The organism is Mesorhizobium sp. 131-3-5, assembly GCF_016756575.1.
Taxonomy (GTDB): Bacteria; Pseudomonadota; Alphaproteobacteria; order Rhizobiales; family Rhizobiaceae; genus Mesorhizobium; species Mesorhizobium jarvisii.
This window is the reverse complement of sequence record NZ_AP023254.1, coordinates 6,285,312-6,307,456: the sequence shown is the minus strand read 5'-3', so window position 1 is coordinate 6,307,456 and position 22,145 is coordinate 6,285,312. Positions and strand designations below refer to the sequence as shown.

The 22,145-nt window shown below is 62.9% G+C and carries 18 protein-coding genes and 1 pseudogene; 9 read left to right on the top strand and 10 right to left on the bottom strand.

From position 1 onward, the window contains the following. The first annotated feature begins 119 nt into the window (after positions 1-119). Entirely contained in the window at positions 120-1,781 is a 1,662-nt protein-coding gene (locus JG747_RS30650) for a vWA domain-containing protein (RefSeq protein WP_202360674.1), read from the top strand. A gap of 65 nt (positions 1,782-1,846) precedes the next feature. Here JG747_RS30650 and edd read toward each other — a convergent pair whose 3' ends face one another. The 3 genes from edd to zwf form a co-directional block, all read right to left on the bottom strand. Beyond that, positions 1,847-3,670: a phosphogluconate dehydratase gene (edd, locus tag JG747_RS30645; RefSeq protein WP_019860338.1), complete on the bottom strand. Its 1,824-nt coding sequence runs from the start codon at positions 3,668-3,670 to the stop codon at positions 1,847-1,849. Between the two features lie 70 nt (positions 3,671-3,740). Next, positions 3,741-4,457, bottom strand: coding sequence for a 6-phosphogluconolactonase (gene pgl, locus JG747_RS30640; RefSeq protein ID WP_069091308.1), 717 nt, complete (start codon positions 4,455-4,457; stop codon positions 3,741-3,743). Then, entirely contained in the window at positions 4,439-5,908 is a 1,470-nt protein-coding gene (gene zwf, locus JG747_RS30635) for a glucose-6-phosphate dehydrogenase (protein WP_019860336.1), read from the bottom strand. Before zwf ends, pgl begins: the two co-directional genes overlap by 19 nt. A 309-nt stretch (positions 5,909-6,217) precedes the next feature. Between zwf and JG747_RS30630 the strand changes: the two genes are divergently transcribed. Next, the gene (locus JG747_RS30630; protein ID WP_020628988.1) at positions 6,218-6,964 is read left to right on the top strand and encodes an SDR family oxidoreductase; all 747 of its coding nucleotides are present in this window, start codon (positions 6,218-6,220) and stop codon (positions 6,962-6,964) included. Positions 6,965-7,087: 123 nt separating this feature from the next. Here JG747_RS30630 and JG747_RS30625 read toward each other — a convergent pair whose 3' ends face one another. The 4 genes and pseudogenes from JG747_RS30625 to JG747_RS30610 all read right to left on the bottom strand — a co-directional run bounded on the left by JG747_RS30625 (position 7,088) and on the right by JG747_RS30610 (position 11,581). After that, positions 7,088-7,963 carry an SH3 domain-containing protein gene (locus tag JG747_RS30625; RefSeq protein ID WP_027047236.1) on the bottom strand — a complete coding sequence of 292 codons (876 nt, stop codon included), beginning with the start codon at positions 7,961-7,963 and terminating at the stop codon, positions 7,088-7,090. A gap of 359 nt (positions 7,964-8,322) precedes the next feature. Next, entirely contained in the window at positions 8,323-9,609 is a 1,287-nt protein-coding gene (locus JG747_RS30620; RefSeq protein WP_019860334.1) for an NAD(P)/FAD-dependent oxidoreductase, read from the bottom strand. A 121-nt stretch (positions 9,610-9,730) separates the two neighbouring features. Beyond that, positions 9,731-10,097, bottom strand: a pseudogene (locus JG747_RS30615) (four helix bundle protein). A 47-nt stretch (positions 10,098-10,144) separates the two neighbouring features. Further along, positions 10,145-11,581, bottom strand: a complete 1,437-nt coding sequence (locus tag JG747_RS30610) for a glutamine synthetase family protein (protein ID WP_019860333.1) — start codon at positions 11,579-11,581, stop codon at positions 10,145-10,147. Between the two features lie 143 nt (positions 11,582-11,724). On the opposite strand from JG747_RS30610, the gene JG747_RS30605 reads away from it, so the two are divergent. Next, positions 11,725-12,441, top strand: coding sequence for an HAD family hydrolase (locus JG747_RS30605; protein WP_038644635.1), 717 nt, complete (start codon positions 11,725-11,727; stop codon positions 12,439-12,441). Positions 12,442-12,530: 89 nt separating this feature from the next. Here the strand turns inward: JG747_RS30605 and JG747_RS30600 are convergent, their stop codons facing one another. The 3 genes from JG747_RS30600 to aceA form a co-directional block, all read right to left on the bottom strand. Continuing rightward, positions 12,531-12,974, bottom strand: a complete 444-nt coding sequence (locus tag JG747_RS30600; protein ID WP_019860331.1) for a response regulator — start codon at positions 12,972-12,974, stop codon at positions 12,531-12,533. A 240-nt stretch (positions 12,975-13,214) separates the two neighbouring features. Continuing rightward, a complete protein-coding gene (locus tag JG747_RS30595; RefSeq protein WP_006202762.1) occupies positions 13,215-13,457 on the bottom strand; it encodes an SMc00767 family acetate metabolism repressor in 243 nt (80 codons plus the stop codon). A gap of 56 nt (positions 13,458-13,513) precedes the next feature. Then, the gene (gene aceA / locus JG747_RS30590; RefSeq protein ID WP_202360673.1) at positions 13,514-14,803 is read right to left on the bottom strand and encodes an isocitrate lyase; all 1,290 of its coding nucleotides are present in this window, start codon (positions 14,801-14,803) and stop codon (positions 13,514-13,516) included. Between the two features lie 237 nt (positions 14,804-15,040). Here aceA and JG747_RS30585 point away from each other — a divergent pair, with 237 nt between their 5' ends. From JG747_RS30585 to JG747_RS30560, 6 genes are all read left to right on the top strand, one after another. Beyond that, the gene (locus JG747_RS30585; RefSeq protein ID WP_027047235.1) at positions 15,041-16,489 is read left to right on the top strand and encodes a helix-turn-helix domain-containing protein; all 1,449 of its coding nucleotides are present in this window, start codon (positions 15,041-15,043) and stop codon (positions 16,487-16,489) included. A 136-nt stretch (positions 16,490-16,625) separates the two neighbouring features. Then, positions 16,626-17,579, top strand: a complete 954-nt coding sequence (locus JG747_RS30580) for a DMT family transporter (RefSeq protein ID WP_019860327.1) — start codon at positions 16,626-16,628, stop codon at positions 17,577-17,579. 326 nt (positions 17,580-17,905) lie between these two features. Continuing rightward, positions 17,906-19,003 (top strand): polyamine ABC transporter substrate-binding protein, encoded by a 1,098-nt coding sequence (locus JG747_RS30575; protein ID WP_019860326.1) that lies wholly within the window; start codon positions 17,906-17,908, stop codon positions 19,001-19,003. A gap of 81 nt (positions 19,004-19,084) precedes the next feature. Further along, a complete protein-coding gene (locus JG747_RS30570; RefSeq protein ID WP_019860325.1) occupies positions 19,085-20,227 on the top strand; it encodes an ABC transporter ATP-binding protein in 1,143 nt (380 codons plus the stop codon). 9 nt (positions 20,228-20,236) lie between these two features. Beyond that, positions 20,237-21,202, top strand: coding sequence for an ABC transporter permease subunit (locus JG747_RS30565; RefSeq protein WP_202360672.1), 966 nt, complete (start codon positions 20,237-20,239; stop codon positions 21,200-21,202). Beyond that, positions 21,199-22,017, top strand: coding sequence for an ABC transporter permease (locus JG747_RS30560; RefSeq protein WP_019860323.1), 819 nt, complete (start codon positions 21,199-21,201; stop codon positions 22,015-22,017). Before JG747_RS30565 ends, JG747_RS30560 begins: the two co-directional genes overlap by 4 nt. Positions 22,018-22,145 lie beyond the last annotated feature (128 nt).

The following is a 22,145-nucleotide window of genomic DNA, read 5'->3' as shown; positions in this document are numbered from 1 at the left end:
CATGAACGCTTTTTTCCCCGCCCAGAGGCCTGAGCGACACGGCCGCGCCGGGCTTGTGTCCTGACGCCGCCTCAAATAGCTTCCCTGTGCGGATTAGGGGGCTAACTCAGGAGATTTCGATGGCGGTATTTGCGCGGAGCTTCGCTGCGGCGATCCTCCTTTTGTCGATGACGACGTTCGGCTTTGCCGCAAACAAGGTCATCATCATTCTTGATGCTTCCGGCTCGATGTGGGCGCAGATCGACGGCAAGCCCAAGCTCGAAATCGCCAGGGAATCTCTGAGGACCGTGCTTCAATCGGTTCCCGCCGACGACGAGATCGGCTTCATGGCCTACGGCCATCGCGAAAAAGGCAGCTGCGAGGACATTCAGCTGATCGTGCCGCCTCAGGCAGGCTCGGCAAGCGCCATCACGGATGCCGCCGACAGTCTGAAATTCCTTGGCAAGACGCCGTTGACGGCGGCCGTCAAGCAGGCGGCGGAAGCGCTGAAATACACCGAGGACAAGGCAACCGTCGTCCTGATCACCGATGGGCTCGAAACCTGCGGCGGCGACCCCTGTGCACTGGGCAAGGAACTCAAGGCATCCGGCGTCGACTTCACCGCCGATGTCGTCGGCTTCGGATTGACAGCCGACGAGGGCAAGCAGATCGCGTGCCTGGCTGAAAACACCGGCGGCAAATACATCCAGGCCTCCGATGAGAAGGCGTTGCAGGAAGCCTTGGTCGAAACCGTCGCTGCCCCGGCGCCGGCACCCGCGCCTGAACCGGCTCCCGCACCGGCGCCTGCGCCGAAAGCCGCCGAGGTCGACTACAACCTCATCCCGCAAGCGTTCTTGAAAGAGGGCGGCGAGGTGCCGAAGATCGACGTCTACTATAAAGTCTTTCCGGACGATGCCAAAGGTGTCGGTGGAGACCATGTCAATGACGGCTACAATGCTGTCAAATTCCACGTTCCCGCTGGCAACTACATCGTCGTCGCCTCGAGCGGCGGCGCCAAGGCCGAGCAGAAGGTCACGCTGACGGCGGACAAGGCAACAGAGCTTGCGCTCAATCTAAACGCCGCCGAGCTCTCCATCCACGCCCGGCCGGCGCCAGGCGCCGATGTCGACCGCAATGCGCAGATCAGCATCGCCTATCCCGGCGGCACGTCGGACAGCAACTATGGCGAGGTCAAGTTCGTCGTTCCGGCCGGCGAGACCAAGGTCACCGTGAAGCTGGGAGCCGGCGAGGCAAGCGAAACCATGCAGCTTGCCGCCGGCCAGGTCGTCGACAAGGACATGATCGTCGGCGTCGGCAAGGCCAAGGCAAACGCCTTCTACACAAAGGGCGGCGAGAAGGCCGAAACCGATGTGGGTTGGAAGGTGTACAAGGCGGCCAAGAAGCTTGATGGCAGCCGCGATCAGGTGACTTACGCCTACGGCCCCGACAGCCAGTTCGATCTGCCTCCGGGCGACTATGTGATCGGTGTCGACGTGCAGGCCGTGTCCACGGAACAGCCTTTCAGCGTGACGGTCGGGCAGATGACCGATGTCAACGTGACGCTGAACGCGGGCGTCCTGGCCGTCGACGCGCCAGGCGCGGATGGCTTCAAGATCTACGAGGCCAAGAAGAACATCCAGGGCGAACGCAAGCAGGTGACCTACGCCTATGGCGAAAAGATGCAGTCCACGCTGGCGGCGGGCGACTACGTGCTCGTGACCAACTTCACCACAGACAAGGCCGACAAGGAAACGCCCTTCACGGTCAAGGCCGGCGAGCGGAGTGAACTCAAAGTCGAGTAGCATCCGGCAGGACAAACAAAAAAGGGCGGCTCAAGGCCGCCCTTTTCTTTTGGAAGTCAGGAATATCAGGCGGTTCCGAAGGCGCTGGCGCCATGGTCGGCACGGCCCACCAGCTGCCGGAAGCCGGCGAAAAGCTCGCGGCCGAAGCCGAACTCGTTGCCGATGAGGTCGGCTTCGGCGGTGCGGCGCAGCGCGAACTCGGTTCCCGGCACCAGCACCTCCAGCGTTCCGGCATCGGCGTCGAGGCGGATGATGTCGCCGTCATGGATCCGGGCGATCGGCCCGTCCTCGACGGCTTCCGGCGTCACATGGATCGCCGCCGGGACCTTGCCGGAAGCGCCCGACATGCGCCCGTCTGTCACCAGCGCGACGCGCTGGCCTCGGTCCTGCAGGATGCCAAGCACGGTCGTCAGTTTGTGCAGTTCCGGCATGCCATTGGCCTTCGGACCCTGGAAGCGGATGACGGCGATGAAATCGCCAGTGAGCGTGCCGGCCTTGAACGCATCGTTCAGGCCCTGCTGGCTGTCGAACACCTTCGCCGGCGCCTCGATGAGGCGTCGTTCCGGCTTGACGGCGGAGGTCTTGATGACGGCATGGCCAAGATTGCCCGCCAGCACCTTCAGGCCGCCTGTCGGCTGGAACGCCTTGTGGAACGGCGCCAGCACCTTTTCGTCGCCGCTGGCCTGCGGCGAGGCCTCGCGCACCACAGAGCCGTCGGCACCGAGCTTTGCCTCGACCGCATAGGGCCGCAGTCCTTCGCCCCACACCGTCTGCACATCCTCGTGCAACACGCCTTCGTCAAGCAGTTCGCGGATCAGGAAGCCGAGCCCGCCGGCGGCATGGAAATGGTTCACGTCGGCAAGCCCGTTCGGATAGACGCGGGCCAGAAGCGGCACCGCTTCCGAGAGGTCGGAAATATCCTGCCAGGTCAGTGCGATGCCGGCTGCCGCCGCCATGGCGATCAGGTGGATGGTATGATTGGTCGAGCCGCCGGTGGCATGCAGGCCGACGACGCCGTTGACGATGGACCGCTCGTCGATCATCCGCCCGACCGGCGTATAGGCATTGCCGAGCGCGGTGATGGCGAGGGCCCGCTTCGTCGCTTCGCGGGTTAGCGCATCACGCAACGGCGTGCCGGGATTGACGAAGGAGGCGCCGGGCGTGTGCAGGCCCATGATCTCCATCAGCATCTGGTTGGAGTTCGCCGTGCCGTAGAAGGTGCAGGTGCCCGGCCCGTGGTAGGATTTGGACTCGGCTTCCAGCAGTTCGGCGCGCCCCGCCTTGCCCTCGGCATAAAGCTGGCGGACCTTGGCCTTCTCGTCGTTGGGAAGCCCGGTCGTCATCGGTCCGGCCGGGATGAACACCGCCGGCAGATGGCCGAAGGTCAGCGCCGCGATCACCAATCCCGGTACGATCTTGTCGCAGACGCCGAGAAAGACGGCGGCGTCGAACATGTTGTGCGACAGGCCGACCGCCGCCGACATGGCGATCACGTCGCGCGAGAACAGCGACAATTCCATGCCGGGCTGGCCCTGCGTGACGCCGTCGCACATCGCCGGCACGCCACCGGCCACCTGGGCGATGCCGCCGGCCTCGCGCGCGGCCTCCTTGATCAGGGCAGGGAAGGTTTCGAAGGGCTGATGCGCCGACAGCATGTCGTTGTAGGAGGTGATGATGCCGAGATTGGGCACCTTGTCGGCGCCGAGCGCCAGCTTCTCCGAGGGGCTGCACACCGCAAAGCCGTGGGCGAGGTTGCCGCAGGACAGAACCGACCGGTTGGCGGTCTGGTTCGACGCTTCGGCGATACGGCCGAGATAGCGCTCGCGGCCCGCCTTCGAACGTTGGCGGATGCGCTCCGTGATGGCTTCGATGTCGCGTCTTGCGGTCATGGCGGTCGGTCCTTTCAGGCGAGGTCCCGGAAACATCCTCCCGCCGTTGCCGGGACCACTAAATCTAAAATCAGGGCGCCCAGAAAACCTCTACTGGCCTGGGCGCGGCGTCGAGAACGGCACGGATCGGCTTTCGCGGTCCGGGCGCGACCGCGCCGTCGAAGGCGGCGCGCTTGTCCTCGCCCTCTATGTGCAGCGCGATGAAGCCGGCATCGATGATGCGCGCCAGCGTCAAGGTGAGCCGCGGCTCGCCCGCACTGGCCGCGTGGACCGGCAGGATGATCCGGTCCGAGGCCGGGTCGAGCAGCTTGGCCAGATCGTCGGCATCGGGAAAGAACGAGGCGGTGTGGCCGTCCGGCCCCATGCCGAGCACCACGACATCGAGCGGCCAGGGCAGGGAGCGCAGCGCCGCATCGTCGGATGCCGCTGCATCCTCGATGCCCGATGCCTCATGGTAGAGGGGCACGAATCGCGCCGCCTTGGCCGCGTTCTGCAAGAGATTGGCGGCCACCAGCCCGGCATTGGAGCGCGGCGAGGAGGCGGGCACGAAACGCTCGTCGACCAGCGTCACGATCACCTTGTCCCAGGCGATCGGCATCGCCGAGAGGGCGGCGAAGAATTTTGCCGGCGTCGTGCCGCCGGAGACGGCCAGCACGGCCGTGCCGCGCTCGGCGATCGCCTTGGTTAGCCGGTCGGCCACGCGGCCGGCCAGCGCCGCTGCCAGTTGCGGACGGTCGGGGAAAGCGTTCCAGTTGTAGCTGGCGCCGTTCAATTGCTCTCGTGCCATGTCCGCCCGTCACGTTCGATCAGCGCTATCGAGGCCGACGGCCCCCATGTGCCTGCCGTATAGCCCTGCGCCTCCTGCTTGGCGCCTTCCCAGGCATTCTGGATCGGGTCGATCCATTTCCACGCCGCCTCGACCTCGTCGCGGCGCATGAACAGCGTCTGGTTGCCGCGGATGACGTCCATGATCAGCCGTTCATAGGCATCGGGCGCGCGGCCGTCGAAGGACTGCGCGAAGCTCATGTCGAGCGAGATCTGGCGCAGCCGCATGCCGCCTGGGCCTGGATCCTTGATCATGATGAACTGCTTGACGCCCTCGTCGGGCTGCAGCCGGATGACCAGTTGGTTGGCGAAGATCGGCCCGGCGCTGTCACCGAAGATCGAATGCGGGATCGGCTTGAACTCGATAACGATTTCCGAAACCCGGGTCGCCAGCCGCTTGCCGGTCCTGAGGTAGAACGGAACGCCAGCCCAGCGCCAGGTGCCGATCTCGGCCTTGATGGCCACGAAGGTTTCGGTGTTGCTGTCCTTGCCGAGCTCCTCGACATAGCCCTTTACCGGCCCGCCGGCCGATGCACCGGCGCGATACTGGCCGCGCACCGTGTGCTTCGGCGCCTCGTTGCCGTTGATGCGCTTCAGCGCCCGCAGCACCTTGAGCTTCTCGTCGCGCACGGCGTCGGCGTCCATCGACGACGGCGCCTCCATGGCGACGAGGCAGAGCAGCTGCAGCATGTGGTTCTGCACCATGTCGCGCAGCGCGCCGGCCTTGTCGTAGTAGGTGACGCGGTCTTCCAGGCCGACGGTCTCGGCCACGGTGATCTGTACGTGGTCGATATGCGCGGAATTCCACAGCGGCTCGTAAAGCGCGTTGGCAAAGCGCAGCGCCATCAGGTTCTGCACCGTCTCCTTGCCGAGATAATGGTCGATGCGGAAGATCTGGCTTTCGTGGAAGTCGTCGCCGACCAGATCGTTGAGCGCCTGCGCCGAGGCAAGGTCGCGGCCGATCGGCTTCTCCAGCACGATGCGCGAATTCGGCGTGATCAGCTTGTGCTCTTTGAGCTTGTGCGAGATATCGCCGAACAGCGCCGGCGCAACGGCCAGATAGAAGGCGCGGATGCTCTCGCTCTCGCCGATCGCTTTCTTAAGCTTGTCGAAGCCGGCGCCGCTCGTCGCATCGGCCGAGACATAGGAAAGCCGCGCCAGAAAGGTCTTCAACTCCTTGGCGTCGATATCGGCCGGCTTGACGTGGTCGGAGATCGCCTGGCTGGCGAAGGCCCGGAATTCCTCGTCGCTCATTTTCGAGCGCGATGTGCCGATGATGCGTGTCGGCTCGGAGAATTGGTGGTCGCGCTGGCGATAATAGAGCGACGGCAGAAGCTTGCGTTCCGACAGGTCGCCGGTGCCGCCGAAAATGATGAAGTCGAAAGGGTCGACGGGAATGATTTGGCTGGTCATGGTCTGTCCGCTTTGACGCCGGTCGCGAGTACGCGGCTGATATATTCTAATCGATTTAAATTTTCCAGTGCCATGGTGTCACATCGAGGACCAATCGCTGGATATTGATTGGATCCACATGTGCGCTTGACACTGGCGCTTGCCGGAGGCTTGTCGGTGAACGAAGACTCCGGAAGCTTTCGCAGTTGCAGCATAGAACGTGAATGTGACGAAAGCTAAGGGAGAAATAGCGCCTTGTCTGTCGCGGCATCGGCCGCGCCGGTCAGCCGCTCTATTGGTCCCAGGAAGACATCGATGAGCGGGAAAAGCATGCGTCTGGAAAACAAGGTCGCCATCATCACCGGCGCGGCATCCGGCTTCGGCGAAGGCATGGCCAAGCGCTTCGCGCAGGAAGGCGCCAGGGTCGTTGTGGCCGACCTCAACGCCAAGGGTGCGGAGCGCGTCGCCGGTGAGATCGGCGAGGCGGCCATCTGGACGCAGACCGATGTCTCGCTGCGCTCCGAATTCGACGAGATGGTCTATGCCGCCAAAAGCGCCTTCGGCCGCATCGACATCATGGTCAACAATGCCGGTTACACGCACCGCAACGGCGACATGCTGAAGGTCGACGAGGAAACCTTCGACCTGATCACCGCTGTCAATATGAAGGCGATCTATCACGCGGCCCTTGCCGTGGTGCCGATCATGGAGCGGCAAGGTGGCGGCGTTATCCTGACCACGGCCTCCACCGCTGGCCTCAGGCCTCGACCCGGCCTCACCTGGTACAATGCCTCGAAAGGTTGGGCGATCACCGCCACCAAGTCGATGGCGGTGGAACTCGCGCCGAAGAACATTCGCGTCAATTGCCTCTGCCCGGTCGCCGGCGAAACCGGCATGCTGGAGAAATTCATGGGCGCCGATACGCCGCAGATTCGCGAGACTTTCCGCGCCTCGATCCCGCTCGGCCGGCTTTCGACGCCGCTCGACATCGCCAATGCCGCACTCTGGCTGGCGTCGGACGAAGCTGCCTTCATCACCGGCGTGGCGCTGGAGGTCGATGGCGGCCGCTGCATCTGAAGCGCATCGTCATTGTGGCGCAGGTCGGTTCGACCGAGCCTGTGACTTCAAGTTTGACTTGTACCGGCAGGGCGCAAATCGTGCGGTGGCGAGTCCGGCCTCAGCCGCAAATGCGCCGGTACATCAGCCGCCGGTCTTGATGTAGCTCTTGTAGACCCAGCCGGTCTTGCCGTTGTAGACGATCTGGCACCATTGCTTGCAGTTCATCACCTGCACCGAGGTTCTTGCCGGCACAGTGCCGATGGCGGCTGCGTTCTTCTTCGGGCCGCTGCGCATGGTCACCGGTCTCAGGATGCGCCCGTTGCCGGCCGCCGCCACCTTGCGTGGCTTGGCCTTGGCCTTGCTGCCATCATCACTCGCCGTCGGCTGCTGTTCGGGCGCTTGTGGCTGCACTTCAGGGATCGCGGCGGTCTTGGCTCCATCCGGATTGCTGCTTGCCGCTGGTGCCGGCGCGGCAACCTTGGCAAGTTCGCTGGCGGCATCAGTATCGGTCGCCGATGGCGCGAATGCCGCCGCGACGGCCGGCTTGTCTGGCGTCGGCTTAGCCTGATTGGCCGCCTGGCTGGGGGCAGCCGCCTGATCGGGTGCCGCCGAAGCGGCCTTCGGCTGCGCTCCAGTCCAGCGGGGATCATTGGCCGCTAGCGTTTGTATGGTTGCTTTCGCCGTCGCCATCGTCGGTGAGACCTGGTCGGACTTGCGGGCGGGCTGTGGCACGGTCGCCGCGGCCACCGTGGTTCCGGCCGGGACGATCTTCGTCGTTTTCACCGGAATGGTCGGAATGCTCTGTTCCTGGCTGGCGGCTGCTTGCCGCTCGCTCGTCGGCAATGCCAGCCAGAGCGCCACCGCGGCCACGCCGAGCAGTGCGGCGGTGCCGACCGCGGCAATCACCAGATGCGAGTTCGAACGGACTCCCTGCCAGAAGGACGGCCGCATGTCGTATCCAAACTGCATGGCAAAGCGCCGACGTTCCGGGACACCGAAACTGAAGGGCTCTCTCACTCTCGCCACCTCCATACGCGGGCCGATGTTCTTTCGATCGTTGCCGGAAGTCCGGCGTCTAATCGGCATCGGTCCCAAAAATCAACACGGGCAAGCCCGCAGCAATCCCCGAATAGTCGCCCAGAAGCGCGAACCTTTCGCCCCCGATTGTGGCATCAGTACGCCATTATAAGCGATTCTGCGCCTTTGCCGCCATTTCCGCAATGTGTCGCAAGGGCAATGAATATTACAATATTACATCAGATCGTGATGGCGATTGGATCCAGCACGAGGCGCGTCGCCTCGAAACCGGTCCATGCGACTCACTTCAGGCCTATATAGTTTCCCCTAAGCGGGGGGCATTTCTGGCCAATGTGCCCCTAGATCCGGTCGCGTAGCGCGAACCAGTTGAGCGCCAGGAAAAGCAACGGTGTGCGGAAACGGCGGCCGCCGGGAAATGGCGGAATTTTCAAATCCTCGATCAGTTTCAGCCGGTCGCGATTGCCGGCAACGGTTTCGGCATAGAGCTTGCCGAAGAAGTTCGACAGCATGACACCGTGGCCGGAATAGCCCCCGGCCGAGATCACATTGGGCATCACTTCGCGCACGAATGGTTTCCTCGGCACGGTGATGCCGACATAGCCGCCCCAGCCATGGGTGATCTCGATGTCTTTCAGCGCCGGATAGAGCTCCACGATCTGGCGGCGGATATGGATGTGGATGTCCTTCGGGTCGTTGACGCCGTAGACCTCGCGTCCGCCGAACAGCAACCGGCCGTCCCGCGATTTGCGGAAATAGCGCACCACAAAGCGGGAATCGTCGACGGACTCGCCGCCGGGCAGCACTTTCGAATCTGCCCCCAGCGGCACGGTCGCGCCGATGAAGGAGCCGATCGGCATGATGTGCGCGGCACTCACCGGCTCGAGCGTGCCGCCATAGGCGTTGACCGCGACCAGGCATTTCTGCGCCGTCACGGTACCTCTTGGCGTGGAAACCCTGACCTTGCCGCCAGCGGAAACGATGCCGGTCGATGGCGTCCCTTCGAACAGCTGCGCGCCGGCATGCGCCGCCACCCGCGCCGTGCCGATCACCAGCTTCATCGGATGGATATGGCCCGTGCCGGTGTCGCGTGTGCCGCCGAAATAGGCGGTCGAACCCAGCCGCTCCGCCGTCTCGGTCTTATCCATGAAGGAAATATGCGGATAGGAGAAACGGCTGGCCATGATCTCGGCATGCGCCTTGTAGTCGTCGACATAGCGCGGCTTGTGCGCCACCGAGAGCTGGCCCGGCATGTAGTCGATATCGATCTGGTTGGCGGCGGCGAATTCGATGAGATGCGCCTTCGCCTCTTCGGCGAGATCGAACAGCGCCTTGGCGCGGGACAGACCGTATTCGGCCTCCAGATCTTCTGCCCAGGAGCGCTGGCCGGTGCCGAGCTGGCCGCCATTGCGCCCCGAGGCGCCGTCACCGAAGCGATAGGCTTCGATCAAGACGACATTGGTCCCCGCCTTGGCTAGATGGACCGCCGCCGACAGCCCGGTATAGCCGCCGCCGATGATGACGACATCGCAACTCCGGTCGCCATCGAGTGCCGGATATTCCGGTCTAGGTCCGGCCGTGTCCTCATACCACGAGCGGCCGGGAGAAATGGGGGATTGGTAAGGCATGGTGCTCACTGGGCAGTAGGGCAGTAGGGCAGTAGGGCAGTAGGGCAGTAGGGCAGTAGGGCAGTAGGGCAGTAGGGCAGTAGGGCAGTAGGGCAGTAGGGCAGTAGGGCAGTAGGTAGAACTATTCAGGGGACAATTTGCGGACGAGGGGCCGCAAGAGCGTTCCCACGCTCTCGCTTCGGTTCATCAATGGTTCGGTTGCCTGATGGGAGGTGATTCCGACGCGCTGCGCGATCAGCAGATTGGTCTCCAACTCTTTGAGAGATCCCTGCAATTCTGAGAAACTGCTGATATGAAGCTCGGCTTTCTCGCCCATAACCCTCGGCAATGTTGGCGGGAACGGAGGTAGCTGCACGACGTACCTGAGCCGTCAGCCCGTAGCGCTCATCCTTTGGCCAGGCTCTGGTTGTTTCGTAGATCGAAACCGCCAGATCCATAGCTTGCTGCCAGACAATCAAATCTCTGTACGATTCAATCTTGGCCGCCATCCTTGCCCTACTGCCCTACTGCCCTACTGCCTTACTCCCCTATTCCCCTAAACATTCAGCAGAAGATACTCCCGCTCCCACGGGCTGATCACTTCCATGAAGGTCTCGAATTCCGCCCGCTTGATCGCCGCATAGGTGGCGGCGAAGGATTTGCCCAGCAGCGCGCAGAGTTCCTCGTCGCCCTCGAACAGGTCGACGGCTTCGAGCAGGCTGCGCGGCAGGTCGATCTCGTCCGCATTGGCGGTCGTCAGCACCGGCGGCTCGGCCTTGATCTTCCTGGTGATGCCGATCAGCCCGCAGGCAAGCGAAGCCGCCAGCGCCAGGTAGGGATTGGCATCGGAGGACGGGATGCGGTTTTCGACACGCCGCGCCGCCGGATCCGAACGCGGCACGCGGAACGCCGTGGTGCGGTTGTCATAGCCCCATTTGTTGTTGACCGGAGCCGAGGCCGCCTGCGTCAGCCGCCGGTAGGAATTGACATAGGGCGCGAACATCACCAGCGCGTTCGGCACGTGTTTCTGCATGCCGCCGATGAAATGGAAGAACGCCTCGGTCTCCGAGCCGTCCTCGGCCGAGAAGATGTTCTTGCCAGTCTTCTTGTCGATGATCGACTGGTGGATATGCATGGCAGAACCCGGCTGGCCCTGGATCGGCTTGGCCATGAAGGTGGCGTAGATCTCGTGCTTGAGCGCGGCTTCGCGGATGGTGCGCTTGAACATGAACACCTGGTCGGCGAGCTCGATCGGGTCGCCGTGGCGCAGATTGATCTCGAGCTGGCCGGCGCCCTCTTCATGGATGAGCGTGTCGATCTCGAGGCCCTGGCTTTCGGAGAAGTGGTAGATGTCGTCGATCAGTTCGTCGAACTCGTTGACGCCGGCGATCGAATAGCCGGCGCCGCCGCCGATTGCACGGCCCGAGCGACCGACGGGCGGGGTGAGCGGATAGTCCGGGTCCGGGTTCTTGCGCACCAGGTAGAACTCGATCTCGGGCGCCACCACCGGCCTCAGCCCGAGCTTGTCATAGGCGGCAAGCACGCGCTTCAACACATTGCGCGGCGTGAATTCGACCGAGCGGCCGTCCTGGTGAACGAGGTCGCAGATGACGGCGGCCGTCGGGTCTTCTTCCCAGGGCACGACTGTCAGCGTCGACAGGTCCGGCATCAGCTTGAGGTCGCCGTCGTCTTCCGGATAGTGGAAGCCGTTGCCGTCTTCGGGATAGCCGCCGGAAATCGTCGTCATGAAGACGGCCGAAGGCAGCGCCAGCGAGGTGTTGGAGGTGAATTTCTTCGACGGCATCATCTTGCCGCGCGCCACGCCCGCCTGATCAGGGGTGATGCATTCGATGTCCTCGATGCCGCGCCATTCCAGCCAGTCGCTGACTTCCTTCCAGTTCTTCACACCACGCAGGTTTTTCACGAAGGCAGGCGTACGCGCTCGTCCTCCGCGGCTCGACGGACGGACTTCCTTTTTTGCAGGCGGCATCATTCACCAGATTGGGTTGCGGATTTGCGAGTATAGCCGTGCCCCACTGTGTAAGGGAAGGGGAGGTGCCGCCGGCAGTCCTCGTTCCGGTTGAAAATCACGTCGGTCGGCCTAGGTTCGTACGGCTCCCAACCCGGAAGGCATCGATGCGAAACAACAACGAACTGACGACCATTGGCTTCGACGCCGACGACACGCTTTGGCAGAACGAACAGTTCTTCCGCATGACGGAGAAGCGTTTCGCCACCATGCTTGCCGATCATGGCGAGGAGAAACAGATTTCGGCGCGATTGCTCGAGGCCGAGCGGCGCAACCTTGCCGTCTATGGCTTCGGCATCAAGGGGTTCACCCTGTCGATGATCGAAACGGCGATCGAGGTCACCGACGGGCGTGTACCGGCTTCGGTCATAGCGGAGATCCTCGAGGCTGGCCGCGAGATGCTGAGCCACCCGATCGAGGTCTTGCCGCATGTGCGCGACACAGTGGAGAAACTTGCCGGCGCCTACCGCCTCGTGCTGATCACCAAGGGCGACCTCTTCGACCAGGAGCGCAAGCTGGCCGGGTCCGGCCTCGGCGACCTGTTCGACGCGGTCGAGATCGTCAGCGACAAGAATGCCGCGACCTATTCCCGCCTTTTCAGTCGCCACGGTGACGGCCCCGCAAAGAGCATGATGGTCGGCAATTCGCTGAAGTCGGACGTGGTGCCGGCCATCGAGGCCGGCGGTTGGGGCGTTCATGTGCCGCACGAACTCACCTGGGTGCTCGAGCATGTCGAGGCGCCGCTCGCCGAGCCGCGGTTTCGCCAGATATCCAACCTCGGGCAATTGCCCGAACTGGTCCAAACCATCGCCAGAGGGAGTTGATCGCGCTCTGCACGTCGCCCAAAAGTAACCTCGGTTTGGGGAGAACGATATGCATGGAACAACGACCCGAAGCGCGCCAGGTGACGCGCTTAGCGGCTTATCAGGCGATCGATCACCGGTTGCAGCCGCTCGGGCGTGATCGGCTTGGCGACGACGACGTCAATCACGTTCGACAGGCCCAGGCTCTCCGGCGTACCGGTCTTGGTCGAAAGCAGGATCACGGGAGGAAACGATTTTCCCGAAGCCCGTCGCAATGTTTCGATGCCGGACATCAGGATGTCGCAGTCGTTGTTGTCCGCGCCGCCATCCAGCACGATCACGCCTGGCACGAGTGTCCGCAAGGTCTTCGCCGCCATGTCGGGCGATTCCGAGATTGGCTTGAGCCCGGATCGCTCGACGATCTTCGACACCACCACGCGATTGATCGGCGATTTCCCGACAACAAGCACTTGCGAGGGACTGCGTATCGTCTCGGTGCTTGAATCCTGGGTCACCAGATTCGGATGTTTTGCGGTCTCGCCCTCGTTTCTCACTGGGCACCCAAGTCGGCCAAGAAGCTCGCCCCTATTTCAATGCAGAGTTGAATCTGGGCGACAATTGGCGTGAGATAGCAGCCCATGTCAAGTTGAAATAAAAGCCTTCCGAAAACGCTCCTGCGATAGTGGAGTCAAGCAACAGTACTGTACTGCCCTGTCCACGGATTGGTTGCGTAAAAATAAAATTCACCTGCGCATACGCTGTGCAGGTGAAGGGCCGGTTGCAACGATTTCCGGTCAGCCATGGCTCTGTTGTGTGACGATCACCGGGATCAGAAGGTCGCCCCAATTGCCGTCGCCGCCATGGTGCCTCGCCGAGCGCACCAGCTCCACCGAGACGCCGGCCTCGACCGCCTTCATCACCGACTGGTTGAGCCTGTGCAGATCGTTGGCCAGCATGCGGATCGTCGCCTGCTGGTCGACGCTCATCGTGGTCGATTGTTCTTCTGCCCGTTCCTTGACGCGGCTTATCGATGCCATTGGTCTTCTCCTGTGTGTGAAGCCCTGTTGGGCGTTTCCTCGGTGTTTCTGATCCGCTATTCGGCGGCCGGCCTGAACTGTGCGTGCTCGGTCGATTCATGCATGGCGGTGGTCGACGACTTGCCGCCGGTGATTGCCATCGACACGGCGTCGAAATAGCCGGTGCCGACCTCGCGCTGGTGCTTGGTCGCGGTGTAGCCATTGGCTTCCGCCGCGAATTCGGCCTCCTGCAATTCGGAATAGGCCGCCATCTGCCGTTCCTTGTAACCACGCGCCAGTTCGAACATGCCGTAGTTGAGCTGGTGGAAGCCGGCGAGCGTGATGAACTGGAACTTGTAGCCCATGGCGCCGAGTTCCCTCTGGAACTTGGCGATCGTCGCGTCGTCGAGATTCTTCTTCCAGTTGAAGGAGGGCGAGCAATTGTAGGCGAGCAGCTTGCGCGGATGGTGCTTGCGCACGCCCTCGGCGAATTTTTTGGCCTGTGCGAGGTCCGGCTTCGAGGTCTCGCACCAGATCAGGTCCGCGTGGGGGGCGTAGGCGATGGCCCGCGCGATGCAGGGCTCGATGCCGTTCCTGACCTGGTAGAAGCCTTCCACCGTGCGTCCGGCATCGTAGTCGACGAAGGGCTGGTCGCGCTCGTCGATGTCGGATGTCAGAAGCTTCGCGGCTTCGGCGTCGGTGCGTGCCACGACCAGGGTCGGCGTGCCCATCACATCCGCTGCCAGGCGCGCGGCGTTGAGGTTGCGGATATGCGCGGCGGTCGGGATCAGCACCTTGCCGCCGAGATGGCCGCACTTCTTTTCCGACGCCAACTGGTCCTCGTAGTGGACGCCGGCGGCGCCCGCTTCGATGAACGCCTTCATGATCTCGAAGGCGTTGAGCGGCCCGCCGAAGCCGGCTTCGGCGTCGGCGACAATCGGCGCGAACCAGGTCTCGACCGAAAGCCCGTTGCCCTCGGAGGTCTCGATCTGGTCGGCGCGCTGCAGCGTCCGGTTGATGCGCTTGACCAGCTCCGGCGCGGCATTGGCCGGATAAAGCGACTGGTCGGGGTACATTGCCGAGGCGGTGTTGGCGTCGGCGGCGACCTGCCAGCCCGACAAATAGATCGCCTTCAGTCCGGCGCGCACCTGCTGCATAGCCTGATTGCCGGACATGGCGCCGAGCGCGTTGACGAAATCCTCCTCGTGGATGAGCTTCCACAGCCGGTTGGCACCCATTTCGGCGAGACTCTGACGGATCTGCACCGAGCCGCGCAGCCGCTTCACATCCTCTGGCGAATAGGGACGGTCGATGCCGTCGAAGCGGCCTTCCGGCGCCGAGGGAACGAGATTGTAAAAATCGGTCATGAGTCACTCCGAAGGATTGCTGGATTTTTTCCGGGCGCCAATCTTTTGGCGCATCGGGATGTGACTGAATTTACATTGCGGCGCAAAATCAGCCAGAAAAATCAGCCGATACGGGCGAAGATTAGGGAAAACCTGTGTTGTGTTTGACAGAGGGTTGCTGTAAATTTGTCATAGTTGTAAAACTCACTGGCAATGGGATGCCGCGAATGTCGTGTAAATTCCTGTCAAGAGCAGTTGATGGCTGAGCAGAAGATTTTCGCCGGGCCGCGCATCCGCCGCATTCGCAACGCCAAGGGCCTGACCCAGACGGCGATGGCGGAAGGGCTCGGCATCTCGCCGTCCTACCTCAACCTGATCGAGCGCAACCAGCGGCCGCTGACGGTGCAGCTGATCCTGAAACTGGCCTCAGTCTACAAGGTCGACCCGCATGAGCTGCAGGGCGAGGCGAGGGGGTCGGTCGCGGCCTTGAAGGAAGTGTTCACCGATCCGCTGCTGGTTGGCGAATTGCCGGGAGACCAGGAGTTGATCGAACTTGCCGAGGCAGCGCCCAATGCGTCCGCGGCGGTGATAAAACTGTTTCGCGCCTATCGCGAGCAGGCCGAGCGACTGTCAGACCTCAATGAACTCCTGGCGCGCGAAGGGCGGGCGACCGCGCTATCCGGCGCTCGCCTGCCAATCGACGAGGTGCATGAGACCTTCGAGCGGCGGCCGAACCATTTTACGGCACTTGAGGAAGAGGCCGAGGCGTTCACCGCGGTGCTCGATCCCGGCGACGATCTGTTCGGTGCGTTGAAGGCATGGCTGAAGCGCGAATACGGCATCGTGGTCAAGGTGCTGCCGGTCGCCACCATGCCGAACTGGCGCCGTCGCTACGACCGCCATTCGCAGCGCCTGTTCCTGTCCGAGAGGCTGTCGCCGTTCGACCAGCTACGCGAAGTGGCGATGGAGGCCTGCCTGATCCGCATGACGGTCGCGGTCGCCGGCGAGATCCAGGCGCTCAAGCTGACCACCGACGAAGCTCGCCGCCTCGCACGTTTCGAGCTCGGCCGCTATGCCGCGCATGCGCTGATGATGCCCTACCAGGCCTTTCATGCCGCCGCCATCCGCGCCCGCTACGACATCGATGTCCTGCGCTCGCGCTTCGGCGTCTCTTTCGAGCAGGCCGCGAACCGGCTGACCATGCTGCAGCGGCAGGGCGCACCGGGCGTGCCGTTCTTCATGCTGGAGGTCGACAATGCGGGGAACCGTTTTCGCAGGGCCGGCAGCCAGGGCTTTCCGCACAGCCGCTTTGGTGGCGGTTGCCCCAAGCTGCCCGTGCATGCCGCCTTCACCCAGCCGGGTCAGGTTTTCGTCGAAGCGGTGGAAATGCCTGACGGCGCCGAGTTCCTGTGCATCGCCCGCACGCTGGAAGGGCCGCAGGGCGCGTTCGCGGAGCGCCCACGCCGCACGGCGCTGCTGCTTGGTTGCGACATCGGCTTTCGCGACGACATCGTCTATGGCGCGGCGCTGCCCGGCGCCGTGGTCGGTGCAAGGGCTGGACAAGGCGCCGTCGCGGCGACGCCGGTCGGACCCGCCTGCCGGCTTTGCGAGCGCGTCGGCTGCCTGGCGCGGGCCGAACCGCCGGTGACGCGTCCGCTTGGCCTCGACGAGATGGTGACGGGCCTGAGCGCTTTCGACTTCCAGTAATGCGAGAGCAAAGGTGCCACAATCGTCGCCGGTGTCTGGATCACCCGCGGCCTTAGTCTTTGCGTTACGCGAACAGAGCAGTTTTTTGTCGTCCCTTGCGCATCGTCCCGTCCACAAAAGCTCGACAGTCGCGCCCATGACAGACGCAGCATCATCGCCGGGCCTTGTTGCATCGACCTCCTCGCCGCGCGAGGAACGTGTCGGCATGCTTCTGGTCTTCCTGTCGGCGCTGATGTGGAGTTTCGGCGGCACCATCGCCCGCTTCATCACCGTTGGCGACAGCTGGACGGTTATTTTCTGGCGCTCCGTCTGGGCCGCCGCCTTCCTGCTCCTGTTCATGACCTGGCGTGACGGCTGGCGCGGCATGCTGAAATCGTTTCGTGACATGGGCCTGCCTGGCCTTGCCGTCGGCTTCTGTTTCGCCATCGCATCGACCGCCTTCGTCGTGGCGCTCGCCTACACCACCGTCGCCAATATCCTTTTGATGCAAGCCGGTGTGCCGCTTCTGGCGGCGCTGTTGGCCTGGGCCTTGTTTCGCGAACGGGTCAGTGCCGTGACTTGGGTGGCGATTGCCGCCGTCATTGCCGGCGTTGCCATCATGGTGTCGGAATCACTCAATGGCGCCGTCTCGCCCATAGGCGACGGGCTGGCGCTGCTGATCGCGTTCATGTTCTCGATCGCGACCGTCATCACAAGGCGGTTCGCCAGTGTGCGGATGACGCCGGCGACCTGTCTCGGCACGTTCCTGGCCGCGGGCTTTGCCGCCTCGCAGGCGTCGACCTTCACGGTTTCAGCCGGCGACATGGGTTTTCTCTTCGCTTTCGGCGTGGTCAATCTCGGCATCGGTCTCGCCTTCTTCGCAACTGGCGCGCGGCTGATCCCGGCCGCCGTCGCGGCACTGCTCGGCACCTTCGAGCCGATCCTTGGGCCGATATGGGTCTGGCTCATCCATTCCGAGGTGCCGTCCGGCCGCACCATCATCGGCGGCGCCGTGGTGGTCACGGCGCTGCTCGTCCATATCGGGCTCGAATTCAAGCGCCAGGCACGGCCGCGGCGGGCAGGGGTCACCGGAGTGCCGTCGCCGAATTGATGCGGGCCGCTGAAGCTTTGCCATTGACAATGTTGCTGCCGCCCGGGCAGGCTGGGTCCACAGCAACAACAAGACAGGCGTATCTTGCCAAGTCTCCCCGGCGGCCCGATCGAGACCGCTCCATATTTCTGTATTTCTGTCCGCGCGGCGGCGAAAGCTTCTGACGGCACCGCGATTCCTTCCAGCCTCGGACGATTGCGCGGCCGCGGCCGTCGCGCCAATCGGCGCTTGTTGTCCCCTGGAAAGCTCAAAAGTCTGAAACAAATGCCCGGTCGCGCACATGTCGCGACGAGCCGGCGATGGAACACTCACCAAAGGAGAATAGCATGATCCGCAAAGCGCTCTGGCTTTCGGCGACCTCGGTATTTCTGACATTGTTCACACCTGCCGGCCATGCGGAGGACCGTGTCGTCAACGTCTTTAACTGGTCGGATTACATCGACAGCTCCGTCATCGAGGACTTCACCAAGCAGACCGGCATCAAGGTCGTCTACGACACCTTCGATTCCAACGAGATCCTGGAAACGAAGCTGCTTGCCGGCGGTAGCGGCTACGACGTCGTCGTGCCCAGCGGCAATTTCCTTGCCCGCCAGATCCAGGCCGGCGTCTTCCAGAAGCTCGACAAGTCGAAGCTGCCGAACATCTCCAACATGTGGGACGTCATTTCGGAACGCACCGCCAAGTACGATCCCGGCAACGAATACTCGGTCAACTACATGTGGGGCACCGTCGGCATCGGCTATAACGTCAAGAAAGTGCAGGCCGCGCTCGGCACCGACAAGATCGACAGCTGGGATGTGTTCTTCAATCCCGAAAGTCTCGCCAAGTTGAAGGATTGCGGCGTCTATGTGCTGGATTCGCCGGCCGACATCATTCCGGCGGCGCTGAAATATGTCGGCCTCGACCCGAACAGCACCTCGCCCGACGATATCGCCAAGGCCGAGGAAGCCCTGATGAAGGTCCGCCCCTTTATCAGGAAATTCCACTCGTCCGAATATATCAACGCCTTGGCCAACGGCGACATCTGCCTGGCTATCGGCTTCTCTGGGGACGTCTTCCAGGCCCGCAACCGCGCCCAGGAGGCCAAGCAGGGTGTCGAGATCGGCTATTCCGTGCCGAAGGAAGGCGCCCAGATATGGTTCGACCAGATGGCGATCCCCGCTGATGCGCCGCATGTCGCCGAGGCGCATGAATTCATCAACTACATGATGAAGCCCGAAGTCATCGCCAAGTCTTCAAACTTCGTGCTCTACGCCAACGGCAACAAGGCTTCGCAGCAGTTCGTCGACAAGGCGATCCTGGACGATCCGTCAATCTATCCGGACGAAGCGACGGTGCAGAAGCTCTATACGGTCCAGCCGTACGATCCCAAGGCACAGCGCGTCATCACGCGCACCTGGACCAAGATCGTCACCGGCCAATAATCATCTGAAGCGACCTCGGCGGACAGCTGCCGGGGTCGCGTTTTTTGGGGCACGAAGCAAGAAACAGAACGGAGTGGGGATATGAAATCGCTTGGCAGCATCCGCAGGGATTTCGCGCCATGGAACGACCCGAACGCCAAGCCATACATCCAGTTCGACAACGTCACCAAGAAGTTCGGTGACTTCACCGCCGTCAACAATCTGTCGCTGACCATCTTCGAGCGCGAGTTCTTCGCCCTGCTCGGCGCCTCGGGTTGCGGAAAGTCGACGCTGCTGCGGATGCTCGCCGGTTTCGAGGAACCGACGGCCGGCCGCATCCTGCTCGATGGCCAGGATCTGCGCGGCATCCCGCCCTATCGCCGGCCGGTCAACATGATGTTCCAGTCCTATGCGCTGTTCCCGCATATGACGGTGGAGAACAACATCGCCTTCGGCCTCAAGCAGGAAGGCATGCCCAAGCCCGATATCGAAAAGCGCGTCGCCGAGATGCTGAAGCTGGTCAAGCTCGAGCAGTTCGCCAAGCGCAAGCCGCACCAACTCTCCGGCGGCCAGCGCCAGCGCGTCGCTCTCGCCCGCTCGGTCGCCAAGCGGCCGAAGGTGCTGCTGCTCGACGAGCCGCTCGGCGCGCTCGACAAGAAGCTGCGCGAGGAGACCCAGTTCGAACTGATGGACCTGCAGCAGGAGCTTGGTCTCACCTTCGTCGTCGTCACCCACGACCAGGAAGAAGCGATGACCATGGCAGATCGCATCGCCATCATGGACAAGGGCGAGGTCATGCAGGTGGCGACGCCCGCGGAAGTCTACGAAGCCCCGGCCTCGCGCTTCGTCGCCCATTTCGTCGGCAATGTGAACATGTTCGAGGGCAAGGTCGCCGAGCGGTCGGCCAATACCACCCGCATAACCGGAGCGAGCGGAGCCCAGATCGTCGTCGAGAATGGCGGTGCCGTGGCCGCGCCCAATGCCGATATCGTCTTCGCCATCAGGCCGGAGAAGATCAAGGTCTCGTCGAAGAAGCCGGCCGATGCCGTCAACGCGATGGAAGGCGAGGTCTATGACGTTGCTTATCTCGGCGACATGACCGTCTACCACATCAGGCTTGACGATGGGCAGATCGTGCGGGCAAGCGCCTTGAACGCGGCGCGCGTGACCGAGGATCCGCTGACCTGGAACGATCGCGCCTGGGTGTCATTCCGGCCCGATGCCGGCGTCGTGCTGGCGCGGTAGGGGGCTGATATGTCCAACATCGCTGTCGCCGATACCGCCGCGCCATCGACTGCCAAGCCTTTCCTGACGCGGCTGGGTGCCGGTTTCGTCAATCGGCTCGTCATCATCGTCCCCTACCTGTGGCTGCTGTTCTTCTTCCTCATCCCCTTCGTCATCGTCTTCAAGATTTCATTGTCGCAGACGGCGATCGCCATGCCGCCCTACACGCCGGTGCTCGACTTCAGCGACGGCGTCTCCGGCTTCTTCGCCGGGTTTCGCGACCTCAACTTCGACAACTATGTCTGGTTGACGCAGGACGCGCTCTATTTCAAGGCCTATGTGACGAGCGTCATCATTGCCGCGATCTCGACCGTGCTGACGCTGATCGTCGGCTACCCCATCGCCTATGGCATGTCACGCGCGCCGGCGACCATCCGCCCGACCTTGCTGATGCTGGTCATCCTGCCGTTCTGGACGTCGTTCCTGATCCGGGTCTATGCCTGGATCGGCATTCTGAAGCCCGAGGGCCTGCTCAATCAGCTGCTCTTGTCGCTGCACATCATCAACCAGCCGCTGGTCATCCTCAACACCTATACGGCGATCTTCATCGGCATCGTCTATTCCTACCTGCCCTTCATGGTGCTGCCGCTCTATTCGTCACTGGAAAAGATGGATTACTCGCTGATCGAGGCGGCCAAGGATCTGGGCTGCCCGCCGACCGCGGCTTTCTGGAAGATCACCTTCCCGCTGTCGCTGCCGGGCGTCATAGCCGGCTGCCTGTTGGTGTTCATCCCGGCCGTCGGCGAGTTCGTCATTCCCGACCTGCTCGGCGGATCGCAGACGCTGATGATCGGCAAGACGCTGTGGAACGAGTTCTTCGCCAACCGTGACTGGCCGGTCTCGTCGGCCGTCGCCGTCATCCTGCTTCTGCTGCTCACCGTGCCGATCATGCTTTTCCAGCAGGCACAGGCGCGTGCCCAGGAGCAGGGCAAATGAACGCCACCTGGAGCCGCTTCAACGTCACCTCGATCGTGCTTGGCTTTGCCTTCCTGTACCTGCCGATCGTGCTGCTCATCGTCTTCTCCTTCAACGAATCCAAGCTCGTCACCGTCTGGGGCGGCTTCTCGACCAAATGGTACGTGTCGCTGTTCCACAATCAGGGCTTGATGGACGCCACCTGGGTGACGGCGCGTGTCGGCGTCATTTCGGCCACCGTGGCGACCGTGCTGGGCACGTTGGCGGCGCTCACCCTGACGCGCTACACGCGGTTCCGGGGCAGGGTGCTGTTTTCCGGCATGGTCTTCGCACCGCTCGTCATGCCGGAAGTCATCACCGGCCTGTCGCTGCTGCTGCTTTTCGTTGCCGTCGGCCTCGACCGCGGCTTCTTCACGGTGACGCTCGCCCACATCACGCTGACGATGTGCTTCGTGGCGGTCGTCGTGCAGTCGCGCCTGGTCTCCTTCGACCGGTCGCTGGAGGAGGCGGCGATGGATCTCGGCGCAACGCCGGCCAAGACCTTCTTCCAGATCACGCTGCCGGTCATCCTGCCGGCGATCGTATCCGGCTGGATGCTGGCCTTCACGCTGTCGCTCGACGATCTGGTCATCGCCTCCTTCACCTCGGGACCGGGCGCCACGACGCTGCCGATGAAGATCTACAGCCAGGTCCGTCTCGGCGTGACGCCGGAGATCAATGCCGCCTGCACCATCCTGATCGCCGTCGTCGCGGTCGGCGTCATCATCGCTTCGATCGCCAACAAGCGTCGTGAGGTGCAGCGCCAGCTCGACGAACAGGCGGCGCAACGCGGCTGAGCATGATCCCGAAAAGTGGAAGCCGGTTTTCGGGCAAGATCATGCTCAACTGAACGGAAGCATGATCCCGAAAAGCATGCCCTCGGGCCTGACCCGAGGGTGAAGCCTGTTTGATGCCCAGCGAAACG